This window comes from Lachnoanaerobaculum sp. ICM7 (assembly GCF_000287675.1).
In the GTDB taxonomy this organism is placed as follows: domain Bacteria; phylum Bacillota; class Clostridia; order Lachnospirales; family Lachnospiraceae; genus Lachnoanaerobaculum.
This window is the reverse complement of record NZ_ALJL01000021.1, coordinates 1-21624: the sequence shown is the minus strand read 5'-3', so window position 1 is coordinate 21624 and position 21624 is coordinate 1. Positions and strand designations below refer to the sequence as shown.

At 33.6% G+C, this 21624-nt stretch carries 18 protein-coding genes; all 18 read left to right on the top strand.

The features are described 5' to 3' along the window. The first annotated feature begins 18 nt into the window (after nt 1-18). Nucleotides 19-711, top strand: coding sequence for a hypothetical protein (locus HMPREF1140_RS05210; RefSeq protein ID WP_009662861.1), 693 nt, complete (start codon nt 19-21; stop codon nt 709-711). A 122-nt stretch (nt 712-833) separates the two neighbouring features. Beyond that, a complete protein-coding gene (locus tag HMPREF1140_RS05205) occupies nt 834-3431 on the top strand; it encodes a molecular chaperone (RefSeq protein WP_009662924.1) in 2598 nt (865 codons plus the stop codon). 19 nt (nt 3432-3450) lie between these two features. Continuing rightward, nucleotides 3451-4227 (top strand): hypothetical protein, encoded by a 777-nt coding sequence (locus tag HMPREF1140_RS05200; RefSeq protein WP_009662896.1) that lies wholly within the window; start codon nt 3451-3453, stop codon nt 4225-4227. A gap of 45 nt (nt 4228-4272) precedes the next feature. Then, nucleotides 4273-5238 carry an FHA domain-containing protein gene (locus HMPREF1140_RS05195; protein WP_009662926.1) on the top strand — a complete coding sequence of 322 codons (966 nt, stop codon included), beginning with the start codon at nt 4273-4275 and terminating at the stop codon, nt 5236-5238. Nucleotides 5239-5283: 45 nt separating this feature from the next. Then, nucleotides 5284-5760, top strand: a complete 477-nt coding sequence (locus HMPREF1140_RS05190) for a hypothetical protein (RefSeq protein ID WP_009662879.1) — start codon at nt 5284-5286, stop codon at nt 5758-5760. Next, nucleotides 5757-7109, top strand: a complete 1353-nt coding sequence (locus HMPREF1140_RS05185) for a hypothetical protein (protein WP_009662940.1) — start codon at nt 5757-5759, stop codon at nt 7107-7109. The genes HMPREF1140_RS05190 and HMPREF1140_RS05185 overlap by 4 nt, the downstream gene beginning before the upstream one ends. Nucleotides 7110-7166: 57 nt before the next feature. Further along, nucleotides 7167-8408, top strand: a complete 1242-nt coding sequence (locus HMPREF1140_RS05180) for a hypothetical protein (RefSeq protein WP_009662912.1) — start codon at nt 7167-7169, stop codon at nt 8406-8408. Between the two features lie 163 nt (nt 8409-8571). Continuing rightward, nucleotides 8572-9648 (top strand): PAAR-like protein, encoded by a 1077-nt coding sequence (locus tag HMPREF1140_RS05175; RefSeq protein WP_009662956.1) that lies wholly within the window; start codon nt 8572-8574, stop codon nt 9646-9648. Between the two features lie 12 nt (nt 9649-9660). After that, entirely contained in the window at nt 9661-9951 is a 291-nt protein-coding gene (locus HMPREF1140_RS05170; protein ID WP_009221016.1) for a hypothetical protein, read from the top strand. After that, nucleotides 9948-10268, top strand: a complete 321-nt coding sequence (locus HMPREF1140_RS05165) for a hypothetical protein (RefSeq protein ID WP_009221017.1) — start codon at nt 9948-9950, stop codon at nt 10266-10268. Before HMPREF1140_RS05170 ends, HMPREF1140_RS05165 begins: the two co-directional genes overlap by 4 nt. Before the next feature lie 110 nt (nt 10269-10378). Continuing rightward, nucleotides 10379-10954: a hypothetical protein gene (locus HMPREF1140_RS05160; protein WP_009662857.1), complete on the top strand. Its 576-nt coding sequence runs from the start codon at nt 10379-10381 to the stop codon at nt 10952-10954. Between the two features lie 3 nt (nt 10955-10957). Next, complete coding sequence (locus HMPREF1140_RS05155; protein WP_009662911.1) at nt 10958-11521, top strand: hypothetical protein; 564 nt, start codon at nt 10958-10960, stop codon at nt 11519-11521. Nucleotides 11522-11616: 95 nt separating this feature from the next. Beyond that, the gene (locus HMPREF1140_RS05150; RefSeq protein WP_009662850.1) at nt 11617-16788 is read left to right on the top strand and encodes a DUF6531 domain-containing protein; all 5172 of its coding nucleotides are present in this window, start codon (nt 11617-11619) and stop codon (nt 16786-16788) included. After that, complete coding sequence (locus HMPREF1140_RS05145; RefSeq protein ID WP_242822867.1) at nt 16775-17299, top strand: hypothetical protein; 525 nt, start codon at nt 16775-16777, stop codon at nt 17297-17299. The genes HMPREF1140_RS05150 and HMPREF1140_RS05145 overlap by 14 nt, the downstream gene beginning before the upstream one ends. Nucleotides 17300-18062: 763 nt before the next feature. Further along, on the top strand, nt 18063-18461 hold the full coding sequence (locus HMPREF1140_RS05140; protein ID WP_009662950.1) for a sigma-70 family RNA polymerase sigma factor: 399 nt from the start codon (nt 18063-18065) through the stop codon (nt 18459-18461). A gap of 560 nt (nt 18462-19021) precedes the next feature. Continuing rightward, nucleotides 19022-19180: a hypothetical protein gene (locus tag HMPREF1140_RS13515; RefSeq protein ID WP_009662903.1), complete on the top strand. Its 159-nt coding sequence runs from the start codon at nt 19022-19024 to the stop codon at nt 19178-19180. 37 nt (nt 19181-19217) lie between these two features. Next, complete coding sequence (locus HMPREF1140_RS05135; protein WP_035619963.1) at nt 19218-20915, top strand: recombinase family protein; 1698 nt, start codon at nt 19218-19220, stop codon at nt 20913-20915. A gap of 387 nt (nt 20916-21302) precedes the next feature. Further along, nucleotides 21303-21624: KilA-N domain-containing protein (locus HMPREF1140_RS05130; RefSeq protein WP_009662932.1), on the top strand; the 322-nt coding region annotated here is incomplete at its 3' end.

Below are 21624 nucleotides of genomic sequence, written 5' to 3'. Positions count from 1 at the left end.
ATAGAACAGGAGCAAAGCATGAACTGTGTATGGGAGATTGTACTTAAGGCACAAAAAAGCAGATATAACTTAGAAGAGCTTAGATTTATAAACAGTGGGAGTCCAAGCCCTTATACTGAAAGTTCCTTTGATTTTCTAAATTCCGATGCCATTGAAGAAAGTGAAATAGAGGTAAATCCGCTATATCGTTTTGCAAATGAACTGGGCGAAGTATTCTTACCCGATGTGAAGGGGTATGGGAAGGCAAGAGAAATATTTTTAGATGTAATAATGCACTATGTAGCGGTATGGGATCTTAGAAGCGGAGGAGATAAAAAAGAGCTAAGGGCAATGTATATCTTAAAAGAGATAGAAGAGGGAAGATTTCTAAAAAGTATAAGAAAAACCCTACTTTCTCTTGACTTTGAAAAATCTAAAAGAATTATTTTTTGCCTGCTTGATTTATGCAAGTGCAAAGATTACATCACGATTTTTAGAAAGGCACTGAGAGAACTTTATCCTAAAGCAAGCCTTTACATCCACTCTGAGAATTTAAGGAAACTTACCGTTTTTACGGGGGTGGATAAGACAAAAGAAGATACGGAAAGAATTGAAATGCTGAAGAAACTTTTTTTGCCGATATCTTATGAAACGGATATTTTTTGGAAATATCACTTCGGTATTATAGGAGTTGATGAAAGTATGAAAATTGGAAAAACGGCAATGTACTAAAATATTTTAAGAGAAAATGCAATATGTGTTTTCCAGGCTAAAATCACAGAATCGTAGGTATTATCGACTTTTCATATGTGTTTTGGCATATACACAAAAAAAGAAGATGGAAGGAAACTAAGATGGGCTATAAGCTTAACAGAAACATAACCAAAGAAGAGCAGGCTGCGGCGTATACAAGAAAAGAGCTTGAGCTGATGAGTGAATATCGACTTAGAGAGGTTTGCCTAAGAGAGCGTATCGTAAGGGGACTTGATAAGGATATGACAAGTAAAGAGCTTATAGAGGCTATACTTTCCTACTGTCAAACCTTTGAAGATGAACTTATCAAAGAAGAAAAGGACGGCGGAAGAGAGAGGATTGAAGAGTGTTTTGATAAACTAAGCGTAAAAGAACCCGAAAAGGATGAACTTAGAATATCCGGCAAAATTAGTATTTATGAAGGAGCGGCACTTAATTTCCTTGATGATTATAAAATAGAATACAAAGAAAAGTTTCTAAATACCAATGCTTTGATTGTAAGCGGAGATAAAAAGGTATGTGCCGTATTAAATGTAGTTGCCATGGGAGATAAAAAAGATTCTTTATACCTTGTAAAAGAGGCAGCCCTTTCAGGTATAGTTACGGATATAAAAGACTATAGTCTATACCTTATGGAAAGAGATGCATCAAAGTTTATATACCGTATATATATGGGAGAAGAGGAAAAAGACCTTACAAAGTACAGGATATACAAGATTCCTTTAATGGACTTTGAAATTCTTCCCCTGATTGAACTTCACATGCCCATAGCACTTGATCTTGGCTCGACCAATACCACTGTAGCCATATATGCGGACAGCAGTTACTACAGACAGATACATACGGCAAAGCAGAGAGAAATCAAGGAAAACACTATATGTCATACCCTGTTTTTAGAGTCGGTGGGAGGAGAAACCTTTATTGAAAAGATGATACCGACGGTTGTAGCCGTAACAGATGTAAATGAAGACGGTATAGATTATGTTTTTGGAAGAAGAGCCTTATGGTTTGCAAACTTAAGCTATACGGATAAAGGATTTTCAGTATTTTATGATATTAAAAGATGGACAGGGGATTTTGAAAGAAAAGAAGAACTTACGGATGCCAAGGGAAGATACAGGTATGTACAAAGGATAGAGATTATAGCCGAGTACCTGAGATATGTACTTAACATCACAAGAGATAACTTCAAGTGTCAGATAAAAGAAGTATATATCACAGTACCGGTTAAGCAAAAGCATGTGTATGAGCAGATGTTGGGGCTTTTATCGGAAATGCTTTCTATAAGCCTAAAGGTTACCTTAGATGAAAGCACTGCCGTACTTTACAGCTTTATCAGTAAGATGAGAGAGAAAAATCGTCTTAAAGACGGAGAAAGTTATAAGGCACTGATAATGGACTGTGGGGGAGGGACAACGGATCTGAGTGCCTGTAAGTTTAAGGTACATGCAAAGGGTGATATACAGACCTATACTATGGAAAACAGCTATAAAAACGGTAATACGGATTTTGGAGGAAACAATATCACCTACAGAATCATGCAACTTTTAAAGCTTAAACTTATATCCAAGCTGTCAGGCTTAGACAGGGATTTTGGAAACGAAATAATTGATGGGTTGCCTACAGACCCGTATAGGTATATAGATGAAGAAGGTGTTGAAAGTTTCTATAAGGGCTTACAAGAGGCTTATGAACAGGCGGAAGAGATTTTACCTACAGCTTTTAAGCGTTTTGAAACTTATGGAAAAGAAGGGTATTACAGGGTAAGGAATAATTACTTTTTTCTATTTACATTGGCGGATGAGATTAAGCAGGAACTTTTTTCGGGAAATGATATCGTTATAGAAGTGCCTGAAGAAAAAAATGGAAAAATGGGACTTTTAAGACTGGAAGCGGACAGGTATAAGCTTTCAGTCTTTAGAGGAGAAAGGCTTGAGATTTTAGAGGGGATGCCGAAGCTAAGTTTTAACCGTTATGAGGCGGAAAGGCTGATTGCAGGAGAAATATATGCCGTTATGAAGGTTTTTATGGAAAGACTTTATAAAAACGGAGAACTTTATAACTTTGACATGATAAGACTTACAGGACAGTCCTGTAAGATAGGGTTATTTAGAGATGCTCTAAAAGAATTTGTACCCGGCAACATGATGCAAAGTGGAGGCAGTGTTAAAAAAGAAGAGCTAAAACTTGCCTGTGTGGACGGACTTATGCGCTATCTTTACGATAAAAGAACCGGATATGCGGGATTTGACATAAGAGAAGAAGAAGCTCTAATTCCCTATAAAATAAAAGCACTTTCATACTCAGGCAGACAAGAGATTCTTATAGACGGATTTGAAAGTAACAAGATGACGGGAAGCCTGCTTAGAAGCCTTGAAGATATCCTGCTTAGAATGTATTTGTATGATGCTTCGGAAAGTGTACGGTTTGAGTACCTGTTTCACTTCAAAAAAGATGAGGCAAGAGAAACTGACAGGATGGAGCTGGCGGGAAGGTACAGCGGCTATATAAAGCAGGAAGATACGGATGACATAAAAAACGGGGAACTTAAGATATTTGCTTTTGTAGATTATAAAAAATGGGGATTTCAGATCGTGCCGGTATACAGACTTGAAGACACGCTATACGCAGGAGAAGGACAGGAATATAAGTTTGAAACGGATGAGTGGATTTGTGATTTCTTTGATGGAGAACACTAAAGACATAAAGGAGAAGCTAATGGAAAACAGATACCCTTTGTTTGAAACGGGAAGAATCTTAAAAAAAGAAGCACTTGAGGTAATAAGAGACTATCCGAAAGACCTACTTTCTATACTTTATGATGGATATACAAACGGAGTCATAAGAGGATTAAGATTAAGTTCAGACCATGAAAACAGAACCCTTATTATAGGAAGGGGACTTGTAAAACTAAAAGGCGAGGTATACCTGATAAATAAAGAGGTAAAGGTATCCTACACCCATACCGAACAAAGGAAGTATCTTAGGTTAAAGCATAGTGAAATAAGGGATAAAGATTGGAAGGTAAGTGAAATAGAGGCTTTTCTGTCTGATGATGAAGAAAGTAAAGACGGAGAAATCCTGCTTTGCGACTTTTTATTAAAATCGGGTTTTGTATTAAGGGATACATATCTTGACTTTGCAGATATGAGATCGGAGTATGATACCATACATTTGATGAATGCCGATTATGCAGGGTATGAAGAAAGCTCCTTTAATATAGAGGTCTTAAAAGTATATGCAAGAGAGTACCTTAATACAAAAAAGTGCGAAGAAACGGACAGAATTTTTTGCTATATGGTATTAAACAGCATGGAAGGAATAGAAAGAAGCATTATAGAAAACTATATAGCAGTTAAAGAAGGAAAGGCAAAAGGAACAAGCTTAAGCAATAAAGAAATTTATACCGGACTTTTAGATATATTAAGCAGTGCAAAAGACCCGGATGGACATAGAAGCCTTGGATTTAGTCCGAGAAAGATTTTAGTAGATTAGTGATAATTAGGAGCAGGTAAGGTTGCGAATAGCAAGGAGGAGAAGATGTCAAATATTATGCGTTGCCCTTATGGACATGTGTTTTCAAAAACAAGGAACGGCACTATATGCCCGACATGCGGCTTTGACCTTGATACCCCTGAAAAGGTATATGTGAACTTACGGAAAGAGTGCGGCCTTTCCCTAAAGGAAGAAAGACCGGTATGTGCATGGCTTGTATGCATAGAGGGAGCAAGAAGGGGAAAAAGCTATGTCATAAGTTATGGAGAAAACTTTGTGGGAACGGATAGGGATAATGAGATACAGGTTTTAGGGGATGAGAAGATGCTTGGTAAGTTCACCTTAATAATTTTTGATAAAGGGACGAAGGAAGTCAATCTGATTCCAGCTAGAGCTGACGGCATTGTATATATGGATAATAAACCTATATATGATAAGTATGTTATTAAAAATAAAGATATCTTGGAAATAGGTGGAAGCAAGTTCATGTATGTGGATTTCCTGACTGAATGTAAGAAGTATTTAAATGACTTTGAATATGAAGAAACAGATAATGAAGATAAAGAAAATTTAATCCAAAAAGAGAAAAACTATAGGAAAATTAAAAGAGAAAAAGCTACTGAAGAAGAAAAATACCGAGATAAAATGCTAGGGAAGAACCTTTCCATGGAAGAAGAAAAGCCTATTTATGCATGGATTGTATGTATAGAAGGAACTCGTCAGGGAAAATCTTATAATATAACAGAGGGGAAAAATCATATAGGCAGTCATGACACCATGAGTATACAGTTTCTTGGAGATGAAGAGATAAGGGAGAAAAAACATGCCGTTATAGCCTATGATGAAAGAAATTTGCAGGGAACACTTCTTGGAGAAGAGTCCATGGGATTTGTAAGATTAAATGAAGCGGCGATATATACATCAAAAGATTTAAAAGAGGGAGACATCTTGGAGATTGGTAAGAGTAAGTTTTTCTACTTTGATTTTGCAAAAGAATACCATCAATGGTAGAAAACTTGGAACAGAAATGTAAAATAAGGTAATTATGGAGAAACTATGAAAGGAAGCTTACCGTATTTTTATATAAAAGAAAATCTTGAAAACATAAGAGGAATACGAATATATACATCAGATGATATCCCAAGGAATATGGATACTCTTAACGAAAGATTTTATGAACTGTCGAGGGATATTGTTCTTGAAATAGAAACAACAAAAATTTTTATATTTCCTGATTTGATGTTGAATGTATATCCTCTTATTTCAGAAAGATTTAAAGAGGTACTTGTTCTTTTTGATATAGAGATTTTTACAAAAAGAGTCATGCTGGCAGATAAAGCTAGCAGGAAGATAACAAGCTATTATTTACTGTATACTAAAAACTTATTAAAAGCTGATTTTAACAAGCATTTTAAAGCAGTCAGAGAAGATGATGGAAAAATAAAATTCACCATAAGCCTTGATTTTGCAGAAAGCTTAATAAGAAGAGGCGTTAAGGGAATAGAGTTTGTGGAAGTGGAGGAGGATGTATGAGAGAAAACCTTATAAAACTTGATATTTTTGATGTACTTGCAGTAACGACTTATGAAGCAAAACATGAAGTAGGTAAGCATGGCAGTGCAGTAATAAGAGCTATTATAGAAGAAAAAAGAGAAGACGAGTATGTAAATACCGCTAAAAATACAAGATGGGTAAGGGTTGATGCCCTTGATGAAGCGGATAAGGAGAGTACGATATTTTACGGACTGTTGGAAAGGATATGTTTTTTTAAGGAAAGCGGAAGTTTTCTTGTTGAAATGGAGTTGGTTACGGGAAGTGCCTTAATGGAAGGAAAAGTTCATACAAGAGGATTTTCTAAGGATACCGGAGAATACACCGATATACTTAATGCATTAAAAGAAGGATATGAAGAGGCATACTATATAACAGGAGAAGAAGGAAAAGGAGTATTACCCGGATTTTTGGTACAGTATGAAGAAAACGACTGGAACTTTATAAAAAGGATTGCAGCTTTAAAGCAGACAGTTGTAATGCCGGATTATCAGAGTAAAGGAGTGAAGTATTTTTTCGGTATGCCAAAAAGAGAAAGCAAGGTTTTAACTTCTGGTGATGTATGTATTGCCATAAATAAAGAGTATACAGTGTATGAAGTTAAATCAAGAGAAATCCATAGTTTAGGAGACAGGGTAAGCTTTAACAGAAAAGACTACCGTATAGTAAAAGTAGTATCTAAAACAGAAGGAAGCGAACTTTACCATACATATTATTTAACACAGGACATAGACTATATAGTAAAAAAAGAAAGCAAGTATGATTTAAAAATAATAGGAGCCTCACTTTATGCTAAAGTTACAAATGTAGAAAAAGAAAAGGTTAAGATAGCAATGGAGGATATAGAAAACAAGGATAAAGAGATAGGGGGATGGTTTGATTTTTCAACTGTATATTCTTCAAGGGACGGAGCCGGATGGTACTGTATGCCGGAAAAAGGAGACAGGGTAAGGCTTTATTTTCCTACAGAGAATGAAGAAAATGCCTATGTATGCAGTGCGGTACATGAAAATGAAGGAAACGGAATAAGAACCAATCCTGAAAATAAGATTTGGAGAAATAAGTACGGAAAAGAAATAAGACTGACACCGGACGGTATACTTATAAGTTCAGGTAGTGGGGACTATATAGAATTAAAGGATAATGAGGGAGTAAAGATAGTAAGCAGCGGAAGTATACATATAAAAGCAAGGGATACCCTTGAGATAAGCAGTGAGGATTCAAATATATCAATAGCAGCCGGTAAGAGAATCCTGCTTTTACAAGACGGCACACAGATAATATTAAAAGATGGAATAAGTGTAAGTGGAGATGGAGTTCATATAAGTTAATTGAAGATATCAGTGCTTTAAGAGTAATCTTATTACAGGCAAAAGGAGATTATATTTATGCTGATTATAGAAAATTTAGAGCTGGAAGTAAAACTGCCGATTTACAGGGTGGAAGGTTTTATGATAAAAACAGAGCCGAACATGCATGCAAGCCTTGCCATGTTTGGAGTACTTATGGAAAATCCGGCAGAAAGTATTTTTACTGATAAAAAGAACATGGATGTTCAGGTAAAACATGAGGGGAAGACTTTATTTAGGGGATTTGTAGAAGAACTTAAGATAGATTCCGATGCAAATGTCCACAGGTTTGAACTGAGTGCATACTCATACAGTAAAGAAGCGGATAAAGATAAACATACGGAGCTTTTTCAGGCTGTGAATGAAACATATATGGATATTTCACGAAGTGTAATAAAAAAATATCTTGGAGATATAAGAGTATATGATGTGAATGATAAAGATATTGAAAAGCCCCTACTTTGCTATAAGGAAAGTGCCTGGGAGTTTGCAATCAGAATGGCTTCAAACCTAAAAACTTTCATATATCCGGATATGACATCAGATAAGCCTATTATATCCATGGGGCTAAAAGAGGGAAAAGTTATTGAGTCTAAAGACATCATAAGTGAAAGCAGAGAAATAAAAAAGGATAAGGGGAATACACAAAGGAGCGAATATAGGCTAAGAACTTATGGCTCTTATGAGATAGGAGACAGGGTAAGAGTAGGTGATAGAGTTTTAGTTTTATATAAAAAAGAAGTGGAGTTTACAAAGGGAGAGCTTATATTTAATTTTTATGGAATAGAGAAAACAGATATAAAAGAGATGGCAAAACCCTTTTACAATGAAAATATCATAGGATTAAGCCTTATGGGAAAAATAAAAAAGTATGAGAATAAGAAGATATACATAAGCCTTGATATTGATAAAAAAGAAGCAAAATACGGGTTTGATTGGTATTCTGAAACCGGAAATACATTATATGCAGTACCTGAAGCAGGAGAAAAAGCGGAGCTTTATATAGCAGGTAATAAGCTGGGAGAAATGTATGTAATACGAACCTTTGGCAGTAAGAGTAAGGATGAAAAACAAAAGACATTGGAAATAGGAAATCAAAGTCTTAATTTGTCAGAGGAGGGAGTAAGCTTTAACTCAGATGATGTACTGATAATTAAAGATAAAAGTCTTAAACTTACAGGAAACGGCGGACTAAGTATAAGTGCAGCCGGAAGAATAAATATAAAGGCTAGAAATATAAGAATGAATAGTAAAGATGATATAGTATATGTAAGTGAGTAGTATGAATTATTAATAAAAGAGGTACTTAGAAAGTTATCAATAATAATTTACGATAATGTAAACCTATATAAAATATTTCATATCATAAAAGTAATGCCATATTTTAAGAGGAAGATAATATGTGAAAAAATGACAATATATACTAAATTTAAGGAGGTTGTTTATGAAAGAGAATGGGAACGGTTTAAAAGAAATGTATAAATATAAAAAACAATTATCTGAATCAGGGCATGAATATGTAGTGAGGGGAGCAAAAGTCTCTTGTTCAAAAGGAACTATGTCTACAGCAGTACAATTGCCAAATGATCATGGAGTATATGCAGCGGACAACCGTCCACTCATTACTCAAAGTGATGTGAGAAATGATAATATTAAAGGATTTGGTAAATGTAAAGCATCAAAGAATAAAGACGAATTATGTAAACCAGCCCTTTGTAATTGGATTACAGGAACAACAAATGTAAAAATAAAGAATTCAATAACTAAAAAGAATGAGTATTTAGTTGGGACAGATTCTATAGCAATATGTAGGTGTGGGGGGATTGTTAAAATTGAGTCATCAGGACAGGTATCACCATTTGCCCTTGTAAGTGATCCCTCTAATGCTATAAAGCAAATTAGATATGAAGGTCAAGTAACATGGCAGGAACTTAGTAAAGATAAAAAATATGAAGAGATTATTTTAAAAAATAAAGACAACATATTATCGGCGGCTAAAAAATATAATATAGATCCAAAGATATTAGCGGCTTGTATATATGTAGAACAGAGTAAGAATGTAGATTCTAAGGATTATCGGATAGACTATATGGTAGGAGAAGTAGGTTTAGATACTTCTTTAGGAGTCAGCCAAATTAAGTTATCTACAGCAAAGCTAGTTGAAGATAAAGGATACATAAACATAAAGGATGGAGATTATGAAGGATTCACTGATGTAAATACCGGTGATAACAAAAGATTAATTAATAGGTTATCTGATGATGAGATAAATGTAGTATATGCAGCTGCTTATCTTAGATATATGCTGGACGAGTGGAAGCCTCTCGCCCCACAAGTATCATCTCCAGAACTATTGGGTTCACTTTATAATTTAGGTCATCAACATCGAGGTGGTGGACCGTTGGGTTATATATTTGGAATTGGAAATACACCAAGACTGCCACATGATGATCCGCAGCCTAACCCTTTTGGAAACAGTGTCAAAGAAAGTTACAATAGAATGGGAGAATTATTAGAATAGGAGAATAAAGCATTGAGAAATTTATTTTATGCATTTATTTTAGGGTTATGCTTTTCAGTTTTTTACAGCTATATTTTGCATCCCATACATTTAACAGCTAAATATGGTGATAAAGTAAAGGAAATACTGGAAAAAGAATATAGTGATTATAGTAATTTGTGGGTATTTGTGCAGGGGGATACAAAACATGTGATTCGTGGTGTAATATTAAATACAGGACAAAATTTTTTGATAGTTGATATTAAACTTGCCGAATATGATTATAAGGCTATAAAGGTAATGATAGTAGGGGATAAAAAATGAGAAAATCTAAATATATATTAATAACAGTATTTTTTTTAATAGGATTTTTAATATATCCTTACATCAAAGTAGAAATATTGACATATTTGTATTCTAAAGAGTTTTTATATTTAGAAAAGGATAATTATTTTTTAGCAGATTATTATTATATAAAAGTATTTGATTATAGTAAAAATATAGCACAAATATATTACAGTGGAGACTCAATTGACTTGGTTACTTATATAAAAAAAGACGGTAAATGGGAACACTATATGTGGGAAACAATATGGTCTTCAGGAACTGCAGATGATTTTACATGGCCGTTTTATCCTTAATAATATTGATATAATTTTCAAATATAGTTCAGTAATATAAGTATTGTATAAACATATTAATGTAATATTTATATTACACAGTTCGTTGAATCTAATAAAAGGGGAATTTTATGAAAACACATATTGATGAAAAAGTCGTACCTATAAAACTTACAAATGAAATAGATTACACTATGTCATTGGATACAGGATATTATATACTGGGAAGTTTGGAGAAATTTGTCATTGAAGAGATATTTAATCAGTCAATTTCTGTATATATACCGTCTTCATTTATAGATATGCCTGACGAAATAAAGGCAATAAAGTACCCTACAAATTTCAGACCTGAAATAATAAAAACTAATCTTGTAGGAGATATAAATTTAAGTTTTAGTTTTTTTGAAGATAATGAGGATGTAGATATCGAAACTTTAGTGAAGGACTTTAAAAATCTCCTTTCTAAGACACATAAGGGTGTTAAGTTTTTAGATTCTACGAAACTTAAAAAAGAAGGTTATATTGAAATGCATTGTTTTGGTTTCATCCTACCCGGGATAGATGAAAAAATCTACCACATGATAGGTATGGGAAAAGCCGGTAGGAAAATAATACAGACAATCTTTAATTGCAGTGAATCAAGTGCGAATGCATGGAAAAAAGCGGTAACGGATATATTTCAAACTATTGAATTTATAAGAAAGTAGAAGATGAACAGAGAAAACCAAAAAACAAAGTATTTTGAAGCTTTCAGGTATAGCCGGATAAGTGAAAAAATCGTAGAATATAAAGATTATCCTACCGAGAGCTTAGAAAAAGAGATAGAGGCACTGCTTATTGATGCAAAAGAAGAACAGGTTAAAAGAAAAGCGGATAATTTGGCATATATTATACTGTTTTTTCTTAATACAAGTCTTTATACAAAATCTTATAAATACATGCTTATTGCGGCAGATGAAAGCCTGTATATAAATAAGCCACTAAGCATAAGATATTGGGTACCTGATTTTATAAATGAGGACGCAAGCCTTATCAGGAAAGAACTTGTACAAAATAAAGCAAAGATACCTGATTTAAGCGAAGCGGAGATAGAAGAAGGAATAAGAGTTGTTTTAAAAGGATATGAGGGCATTATTGCCATACTTTGGAAGAAAGCAGTAGAAAAGGTACTTTGTGAGGATATGTTTAAAAATAAAGATATAGAAGAAATACCGTCTGTTCTTATTGGAGAATATATGGGGAAATTGAAGAAAGTAGAAATTTTAACAGATTAATTTATAATGCAGAATGATGTGGATTTTAGTGGTGAGTTTAATGAAAATCATTTCAGGGATTAAAGCACTGCAAGTTTGAATGGAGGTAGCGTCTGATGAAAAAGGTAAAGAAAAGTTCCATAAAGTTAAGCGGTGATGTAAACATAGCGTCTAAAGAAGTGGTGCTTAAGGGAAAGAAATCAAAGGCATGGGAAGACTTAAAAGCACCGTACAAGGATAATTCAAAGGACTTTGAAAAGCTGCTTCCAAGGCTGCTTGGAGGTTTACCTGTCATGGCAGGGGTACCGAGTGAAAAAGATAAGCTTATGCTAAAGCTTATGGGAGGGCTTGCAGTCTGTGCAGGGGTAAACATTACTAAAAATCCTAACGGAAGCTATGGTGTATCCTATACCAACGCATTAAACAGGGTAAGAAATAATGCAAAGCCGGTTACCGAGGAGCTTAATGAAGAGCAGCTAAAGCAGGAAATCTACAAGATTATCTCAGGGATGCTTGAAAAAGGAGGTCCTGCATTTGCCTCATGGAATGCTTTGCTAAAAGACCTTATGAAAAATCATGGAATGGAAAATTTTCTAAAAGGTGCAAGAGCGGCACTTTGTGCCATGACAGGAGACCCCGTAAATGCCAATACCGGAAACTTTATCTATTCAAAAGAAGACCTTAAGATCCTCTCAAGGATACCTTTAAGCTTTACAAGGTTTTATAACAGTAAGGAAGAAAAATGTGGGGTGTTTGGAAAAGGGTGGAGGCATAGCTATGAAATATCCGTAGAAAAGGAAAAAAACGGATATATAGTACACCTTGCGGACGGGCAGGATGAAGCCTACCTTTTAGATGATGAAGGAAGGATAGTATCCGTTTTTGATGATTTTAACCGCCTTCAAAAAATAAAGGACGGGTTTGAGTATAAAAGCGGAGAAGGACTTTTGTATACTTTTAATAAAGAAGGAAGACTTCTTTGCATTAAGAGAAAAGACGGGGTAAAAGTATTATTTTCCTATGATAGTAAGGGAAGACTTTTAAGCGTGTCCGATAAAGTAGGAAACAGCCTTAATCTTTCTTATGATGAACAGGGGAAACTAAGAGAAGTAAAAGACCATAGCAAAAGAAAGATAGAGTACGGATATGAAAGCGGTCAGCTTACAAGAGTCTATTCTAACGGACAAAGAATGTATGATTATTTTTATGAAAAAGAACTTTTGATAAAAATAAAAAATCCTAGGGGAGTATATGTACTTGAAAACCTGTATGACGGAGCAGACAGGGTGAAGATACAAAGATTTGCCGACGGAGGAATAATAAGATATGAGTATGACAGCGAAGAAAGTAAAACCTTTGTAACAAACCAGAATGAAAATGTTGAAGTACACATACATGATGAAAGTTTCAGAAACATTGAAAGCGAGTATGCGGGAGAAAGTGAAAGTTTTACTTATGATGAAAGAAACCTTTTAACATCGTATAGTGATAAAAAAGGCAACACAACATTATATGAATATGATAAGGATGGAAAACTTACAAGGGTTATTTTTCCTGATGGACAGAGTGAAGGCATGGAGTATGACAGTGAGGGAAATATATCAGCTTATTATGTAGACAGTGAAGAAATAGAAAAATATTTTTATGATGACAAGGGAAGAATCATTGAAATAGAAAATTTATTAGGGGAAGTTACAAGGATAAAATATAGAGAAGAAAAGGAAGAAAGTGTTACAGTAATATTACCGGACAGTTCCACAAGAAAAGTTTACTATGATAATAGAGGAAACATACATTGCATTGAAGAAGAAAGTGGAAATGCAACAACTTATGAATATGACAAACTTAATCGTGTAAAAGCAAGTATTGACGGAGAAGGAAACAGAACAGAGTTTTTCTATAATAATGAAGATCTTTTAGTAGGGGTAAAAGATGCCTTGGGTAACACATGTGGATATAGCTATACCGAAAACGGAAAGTTGTCTGTTTTTGAAGACTTCAGAGGCGGAGTTACGAAGATAAACTATAACGAAATGAATAAACCAAAGGAGTTTATTCTCCCTGATGGCGAAATTTATCACATGGAATATGACCGTTGCCAAAATCTTACCAAGGAAATCCATCCTGACGGAGGAGAGGTAAGGTATGTTTATAATGCCGTAAATTTGCTGGAAAAAAAAATATTACAAAATAAAGGGGAGTATGATTATCATTATGATGCAAATGGAAACTTGACAATGATTACCGACCCTTTAGGAAACAAAGAAGAGTATGATTATGATGAGAGGAACAGACTTATATATTATAAAGATAAGGCAGGAGCTGTAACTGAATATGAATATGGGAAACATAGTTTAAATATAACGAATAAACTTGGAACGTATAAGGTTAAGTATGATGCCCTTGGAAGGATAATACTTGAGGAGGATGTTTATGGCAGCACAAAGCAATATGAATACAATGAACTTGGGAAAATAAAGAGAATAAAAACAGGAGAATTTGAAACTGTTTACGATTATTATAAGGGTGGACTTTTACGAAGAAAAACATATCCAGATAAAAGATATGAGATATTTTTCTATGATAAAAATCTTAATATAATAAGAAGAGAAAACGAAAAAGGAGATTTTATCTTATTTAATTATGACAAGCTGAATAGAATCATAGAATTAAAGAATAGTTTTTCACAAAGAAAATACTTTGAGTATGATGCTATGGGAAACATCATAAAGGAAACAGATTCTATGGGACATGAAACAATATATAAATACTCTTTAGGTGGAAAACTTATCTCGGTTTTGGATGCCATGGGAAACAGAACTGAATATGGTTATGATAAAGTAGGAAGGCTTATTACAGTATATAGGCATGAGGGTGATAAAGAGCTGTTGACAAGTATTAAATCCTATAAAGCTTATGAAGAAGAGAAACTTGAAACCGGTAATACTCCAAGGCTTACAAGATATAAAAGAGATTTGATGGGTAATATTTTATCTGTTACAAATGCCCTTGGACATGAAGAAACATTTTCATATGATCTTTTAGGTAGACCTGTGGGAAAGAAAGATGGGGAAGGCTATGAGACAACATATTCTTATACACAAGCAGGAGATATTAAGAGTATTCTGTATGGAGATGGAAGCAGTGTGGAATATACATATAACAGTCTTAGACAGCTGATTCAGATAAAGGATGCACTTGGTACCATAGAGATAGAGAGTGATAAGTTTGGTAGAGCTACAAAGGTTGTAGATTATCAAGGTGAGGAAGTAAATTATACTTATGGAAAGAATGGAGAAAGATTAAAGATCGCATATCCTGACGGGAAGAGTGTATCATATGAATATGACAAATATTTAAGACTTACAAGTCTCACATTAGGTAATAAAAGGGTAGATTACTACTATGATAAAGAGGGAAGACTCATCAGAAAAGATATGCCGGATGATGTAAGTAGTATATATGAATATAATGAAAGAGGACTTTTAAGCGGTCTTAGTCATTTAAAAGGAAATAAAAAACTTGAAGAGTACATTTATGCTTATGATCTTTTAGGGAATAAAACAAAGATTGTAAAATACCGTGATGTAAGTGAAAAGGGAATAAAGGATGGTAACAAAGAGGAAATCATTCATAGATTGTGGCAGGATTCAGGTATATTTAATTACAGCTATGACAGTCTAAATAGGCTGGTAGAGGTGAAAAGAGGAGACAAATTACTTCATAAGTATACCTATGATGCCTTCGGTAACAGGATATTATTAAAGAATGATGATAAAGAAATAAGGTATACCTATGATGCACTGGACAGACTTATAAAAGAGGGAGGATTGCAGGGAAGCAAGACATACGAATACGATAAAAGAGGAAATCTTACCAGTATAACAGACAGAGGAAGAAAAATAAGAGCCTACGAATATGATGCTAAAGGTAGGCTTGGCTTAAGTTACTCTTTTTTAGGAGAAGCAAGATGCTACAGCTATGACGGAATTGGAAACAGGATAGGAATAAAAGAATATGAGTTTGAAAGAGAAGGATTTGGAGAGAATAAATTAAAGGATATTTCTGAATTAAACTTGATTCAAAAAGATCCGATATATGAGGAAGAGTATATCCTAGACAGAACAAGGGCATATAATAATCTTTTGCAAAATAAAGTTATAAAAAGAGAAAATAAAACAGTACAAAGCTATGCATGGGACTTTAATGCTGTATTTGTTGAAGAAGATAAAAAAGAGTTCACATATCTCCAAGATGAGCTTGGAAGCATTATCCGCTTGCTTGAGGTAGAAAGCGAAGGACAAATGATATATGGATATGATGAATTTGGAAAAGATACCTATAATACACAGGGGGGAATGCAGCCCTTTGGATATACAGGATACAGATATGATAATGTGGCAGACACTTATTTTGCTCAAGCAAGAGAGTATGTAGCAGGTGTAGGAAGATTTGCAGGGAGAGATTGGGTAAATCCGGATTTATTTAATCCGAGTACATATAACAAGTACCTGTATTGCCATGGGAATCCTATAGTATATATAGATTTGGACGGGTTTAAAGAAGGATATGTTTATTATATTGATGATTTTAAGAATGAAGCCACATGGAGAGCAAAACAGCTTGAAAACCAAGGGGTAAATGTGAAAAAAATATCTTTGTCATTGCCTTCAAATCAAGATACTGATGGTAAGCAAGTTGCATTAGGGTTTATGAAAGAATGGAATAATATGGATGATACCGATACGATAGAGTATGTGTATATATTTAGTCATGGAAGTGAGCGAATGTTGCAGTTTGTGGATGGTTCTAAGCGTAATGCACTTACATTAAATGGGAAAAATAAAGCTGGAGATGCCGATGTGGCAGGTAGCATACAAGACTTACAGGGAAAGGATATAGAAAGATTATATATAGAGGCTTGTAATGCCGGTTTAGTTGAGTATATGCAACTTGTAGATGATGAATATACAAATGTAGCAAGTTTAATGTCTAAAAAGCTGATAGGTGATGGTGCAGTATATGCTTGGAATGGAAGCGTTTCATTTGGACCTCCGGCATTTAAACAGAAGTTTGATAAGATTGCAGGTAATGCAATAAGCTATGAGCCCAGAAGTTCTAAAAAGCAATCTCATTATGAGGAATTTTATAGTGAGTATATTGAAGCTGGGAAAATTAAGAATATGCATGTGCGATTGGGTCAAGTTATATATCATAAAGGAGAGTTTATGCGTAATGGATACTATCCAGGAACTTGCATAACTAATGGATGTGATGGGAGCAAATAGAACAATGAGAATTATACTGTTTACAGGAGTTGTAATTTTAATATTTCTAACAATATTTATCTTTAATATGAACAATAAAGGTATCTATGTTAAAGATTATTATGCAGTAGTAAATTTTGCGGAAAATAATTTTTATGAATCGGTTATTGTAAATAATGGTCCAATTAAGGAAATTAAAGATAGCAGTTATGGGGAATATGGATATGGTTTTAGAGAAGTATGTACTGCAGATGGAAGGAACTTTGTATTTGGAACAATGCGTGGTAATGTGGCTAGTTTGTGTAGAATAGAAGTTACTGGTACTAAATATAGGTTTGGGCGTTATAAAATAGGGGTAGGTACAAGTAAAAGTATTATTGAGAAAATATATAGGAATGCTAGATATTTTGAATATGAGCCAGAAGGATACTTGTCAGTTGTAGATGGTACATTTGAAATAAATTACTATTTTGATAAAGATGATAATGTATATAAAATAACTGTAGGAAAGCAAGATTTTATGCATTATTAGCACAAAGTCTGATAAACACGGTATGTAACTGTATTAAAACTAAATATACAGAGCTGATAATAGAGTATTATTTATATTATGGTTTAGAAAAACGCTTGGAAGGTAGAGATACTTTTCAAGTGTTTTTTTCTTGAAAATTAACGGCAAGCACTGTATAAGATAATGCCTTATATTCATCTAATAATGAAATAATATGTACCAATAACTGCATAGTACTGTTTAGTTATAGTAGTGTATAGTGATGCAAGTTTTAGGTACTTATGGCTCAAGTAGCTAAAGTTAAAAATTGTTTAAAACAATGATGGTGAAAAGTAATAGTTTTCCAGAAATAAAAATATCATGTATCAGTATAATAGGCACTTTTTGATAAAAAACTAAATTATGAGAAGGGGATGAACAAAAAAGCGTAAGGAGATTTCTATTTCGTACCTAACAAAAAAATTGGACAGTTAAATCTATTGTCGGAAATATTCACATAATTTAATTAAATATTGTATAATTAAATTGTAGGGCTTAGATAGATAAATATTGATGTAACTATTTTGATGTTAGGACATTTTAGCACTAAAAGGAAATCGGATATGTCTAATTTAAGGATAGAAGAAGTTTGCTGTTATAAGTTTTATTCCAGTGTTTAAATTACATATATCTAAACCATATTTTATATTTCATAGAGGATTTCGCATGCCAAAATGCAGGAGTCCTCCTTTTTTTGTTTAAAAAATCGGATTTGAAATTTTGGATGAAAAGGAGGATTTTAGAAATGACAGATGATAGAAAATATATCTATGTAAAAGGTGAAAAGATATATGTATCCGATGAAATATATAAAGCATATAAGAAGCAAGTCAATCATGATGCTTATTTAAATAAATCAGATAAAAAACATAAGGTTTACGGGTATGAAGATTACAAGATTGATTTGAATTCCGTTGTAGATGAAGATGTGGATATCGAAAAAATCATTGAAACTAAAATGAGAATCAAGGATCTATATCAGGCACTGCGAAAGCTAAATGATGAAGAGCTAAAGGTGATAGATTCTTTGTATTTCAAAAAAATGACCATTCGTGATTTAGCAAAAGAGCAACAGGTATCTTCTAAGAAGATTTTCAGTTTTAGAAATAAGATTTTAAAAAAGCTAAGAGAGATGCTTAAATAGTAACTAATTAAGTAGGGAGCAGACCAAATTTGTAGTTTGTTCCCTACTTTTTTAAAAAAATTTTAAAAAGTGGAAACAAAAGCATTTGAAAGTAAGGTTTATATATAGAGGGGAAAATTTTACCTTTGGAAAATTGAATATATTTTTGAAAATATAAGAATCTTGTACCTTGAAAGCTAAATAGACCAAAACAGGACATTAACCATTTATGGAGCATCTGTCAACAAACGCTAAGACCTTTCTGCTGAGAAGATGATGATTTGAGGGAATAACCACATATCCCCTTGTAATCTCGGTTTAAACATATACTTGCAAATACAAAGGATAAAAGAAAGTGAGCGACAAATTTGTATGACAAAAAATAGGTTTGGCAGTCTATTTGCGATGATGTAAATGGGGATAATGATACTTCTTTAGTGAAAGCTGGCTCATCTTGAAAGAGGCGGAGGTGAAATTCCTATGTTGTGTGCCAAGACACCTGTTAATGTCAGAAAACTTAAAGACATTTGAATTTTAAAAATCAGGGTAAACATACTTATAATATAAATACAAGGAGATTTATGAAAAGCGATATAACAAAATTACAGATTAATACAATTATAGCTTTAGCATTGATGAGATATTTATACAGAAAAAGAGAAATATCAGAAAAGGTTTATCAAAAAATCTTACAAAAGTATGGAAAGGTATTGATTGCCAAAGAGAGTAAATTATGTTAATATAAAATAACAAAACGAGGAGTACAAAAAAGATGAAATGATGGTAAAGAAAAGAGTAGTGGCTATATATGCGAGAGTATCGACTGAGCATGAGGCTCAAATTTCTGCATTGGGTAATCAAATTCAGTATTATGATGATTTATTTGAAAAACATCCTGAGTGGGAACTATATGATCGCTATATAGATGAAGGAATAACAGGTACTTCTGTTAAAAAGAGAAAAAATTTTATGAGAATGATGCAAGACGCATCAAAAAATAAATTTGATCTTATTGTAACAAGAGAGGTATCTAGGTTTGCAAGAAATACAGTTGATACACTACAGCAAACTCGTATATTAAGGCGAGAAGGTGTAGAAGTATATTTTACAGAAGATAACATATGGACAATGAATGATGAAGATGGTGAATTAAGACTGACAATTATGGCGACACTTGCACAAAATGAAAGCAAGAAAACATCCGTCAGAGTAAAAGCAGGACAAATGATTTCATTTAAAAATGGTGTTCTATATGGAAACGGTAATATACTAGGGTATGACAGAATTGGTAAAGAGTATGTGGTTAATGAATTGCAAGCAAGAACGGTGCGTAGAATTTTTGATTTATACTTAGATGGAAATGGTGTTAGAAAAATTCAATTTGTACTGGAAAAAGAAGGACATTTAACGGCTACAGGACTTACAAAATGGCAACCTGGAAATATCAGCAGAATATTAAGGAACTCCTTTTATTGTGGTACAATAGTTTACCGTAAGCAATTTGTTCCGGATTTTTTAGAACAGAAAAAAATAAATAATTTTGGTGAGGTTGATAAAGTCATTGTTGAAGGTAGACATACCCCAATTGTTACAAAAGAACAGTTTGAAAAAGTTCAGCAAATACTTAGTAGCAAGTCGGATTCTGTGCATAATAAAGGCTGTAGAGGAAAAAAAATCTCCAAAGATGTTTGGTGTCGTAAAATGAAATGTGAATGTGGTAGTTCCTACAATCGTGTTACATGGCACAAATCGTCTGAAGGACCTCAATATGCATACCAATGTTATAGCCAGATAAGGACAGGATCATTTAAAACTCGTGAGAGAAAAGGACTTAGTACTGAAGGAATTTGTGTAACTAAAATGGTTCCAAGATGGAAATTAGAAGTTATGGCTGATATAATATTTCAAAAATTTTGGAATGATAGAGAAGGAGTCCTTGCAATTGCTAACGAAATGCTGGACAATTGCTATGAAAACGAACATGATAACGAGGTGTTAGATCGTAAGCGTGATTTAGAAGATAAAATGGAACTATGGAATCGAAAGTATAACAATCTTTTAGACATGCGAATGGCTGGAGAAATTGAAAAAGACAGGTACGACGAAAAGCGTGAACAAATTCTGAAAGAACAGCAACATCTGAAAAAGCAGTTAGAAATAATAGGTGGAGAAACCGGTTTATCAGATGACATATATATGGACAAAGTTGAAATTCTTAAATACGGCTTAGAACAGAATTTCAATTTTTCAACGAGACATATTCCGGAAGAAGTTATTGATGCATTTATAAAGGAAATTATCGTATGCCAAGATGGATTTATATGGAAATTGAATTTAACTCCAGATGACGAGTTAAAGATGCAAGTGGACGGAAGAACAGACAATTATACAGTAACCCAAACAGAACTTTCCTCTGATATGACACAGCAGCACAGGCAGCTATCGCTGAGAGAAAGTAATATAATATATAGATAGATTTTGGAGCAGACGCGAAAGCGTCTGCTCTTTTTTGGTTCATTGTCAAATGTTGGGGGTGTGTTGATTTTCAACCAGCTCCTTTGATGTTTGAGGGAAGGCTCTGTTCGCAAGTAATAAATATATCAAAATGTTCTGATATTTGGTGTAAAAAGGATATTATTTAAGGTAATGCTTTTATTGTTTTTGATTGTAGTGTAGAATAAAATACAAGGTATATAAAGAAACTGTGTATCTGCTTTTTTATAACTTCTGATCATAATGTCCAGAAGTGGGAAGGAAAAAATGATGCAGGTAAGTGAAAATTATAAGGCATGACGACATAAAAGTTGCAGTGGGAAAAAGGTATAATAGTTATAATTTATTTAAGAATTGAGAGGTGATTTTGTGTCTAAAATAAATGTTGAAGGATCCGAAATCAGCATTATAGCCATAGATGATAAAGATTATATTTCTTTAACTGATATGGTAAGAAATATTGAAAACGGTTTAGCTTTAATCGAGAAGTGGCTAAGAAATAAAAATACAATAGAGTTTTTAGGTATTTGGGAGGAAATGTATAATCCTGATTTTAATTCCCTCGAATTCGAGGGAATTAAAAATGAAGCCGGACTGAATAGATTTGTTTTATCGGTAAAACAGTGGGTAGAAAAAACCAATTCTATCGGTATTGTTGCAAAAGCAGGAAGATACGGAGGAACTTACGCAC

Bases quoted from the DNA above. Each gene is read 5' to 3' on its own strand.
- HMPREF1140_RS05210 (WP_009662861.1), top strand. From the start codon at position 19: ATGAACTGTGTATGGGAGATTGTACTTAAGGCACAAAAAAGCAGATAT.
- HMPREF1140_RS05205 (WP_009662924.1), top strand. From the start codon at position 834: ATGGGCTATAAGCTTAACAGAAACATAACCAAAGAAGAGCAGGCTGCG.
- HMPREF1140_RS05200 (WP_009662896.1), top strand. From the start codon at position 3,451: ATGGAAAACAGATACCCTTTGTTTGAAACGGGAAGAATCTTAAAAAAA.
- HMPREF1140_RS05195 (WP_009662926.1), top strand. From the start codon at position 4,273: ATGTCAAATATTATGCGTTGCCCTTATGGACATGTGTTTTCAAAAACA.
- HMPREF1140_RS05190 (WP_009662879.1), top strand. From the start codon at position 5,284: ATGAAAGGAAGCTTACCGTATTTTTATATAAAAGAAAATCTTGAAAAC.
- HMPREF1140_RS05185 (WP_009662940.1), top strand. From the start codon at position 5,757: ATGAGAGAAAACCTTATAAAACTTGATATTTTTGATGTACTTGCAGTA.
- HMPREF1140_RS05180 (WP_009662912.1), top strand. From the start codon at position 7,167: ATGCTGATTATAGAAAATTTAGAGCTGGAAGTAAAACTGCCGATTTAC.
- HMPREF1140_RS05175 (WP_009662956.1), top strand. From the start codon at position 8,572: ATGAAAGAGAATGGGAACGGTTTAAAAGAAATGTATAAATATAAAAAA.
- HMPREF1140_RS05165 (WP_009221017.1), top strand. From the start codon at position 9,948: ATGAGAAAATCTAAATATATATTAATAACAGTATTTTTTTTAATAGGA.
- HMPREF1140_RS05160 (WP_009662857.1), top strand. From the start codon at position 10,379: ATGAAAACACATATTGATGAAAAAGTCGTACCTATAAAACTTACAAAT.
- HMPREF1140_RS05155 (WP_009662911.1), top strand. From the start codon at position 10,958: ATGAACAGAGAAAACCAAAAAACAAAGTATTTTGAAGCTTTCAGGTAT.
- HMPREF1140_RS05150 (WP_009662850.1), top strand. From the start codon at position 11,617: ATGAAAAAGGTAAAGAAAAGTTCCATAAAGTTAAGCGGTGATGTAAAC.
- HMPREF1140_RS05145 (WP_242822867.1), top strand. From the start codon at position 16,775: ATGGGAGCAAATAGAACAATGAGAATTATACTGTTTACAGGAGTTGTA.
- HMPREF1140_RS05140 (WP_009662950.1), top strand. From the start codon at position 18,063: ATGACAGATGATAGAAAATATATCTATGTAAAAGGTGAAAAGATATAT.
- HMPREF1140_RS13515 (WP_009662903.1), top strand. From the start codon at position 19,022: ATGAAAAGCGATATAACAAAATTACAGATTAATACAATTATAGCTTTA.
- HMPREF1140_RS05135 (WP_035619963.1), top strand. From the start codon at position 19,218: ATGATGGTAAAGAAAAGAGTAGTGGCTATATATGCGAGAGTATCGACT.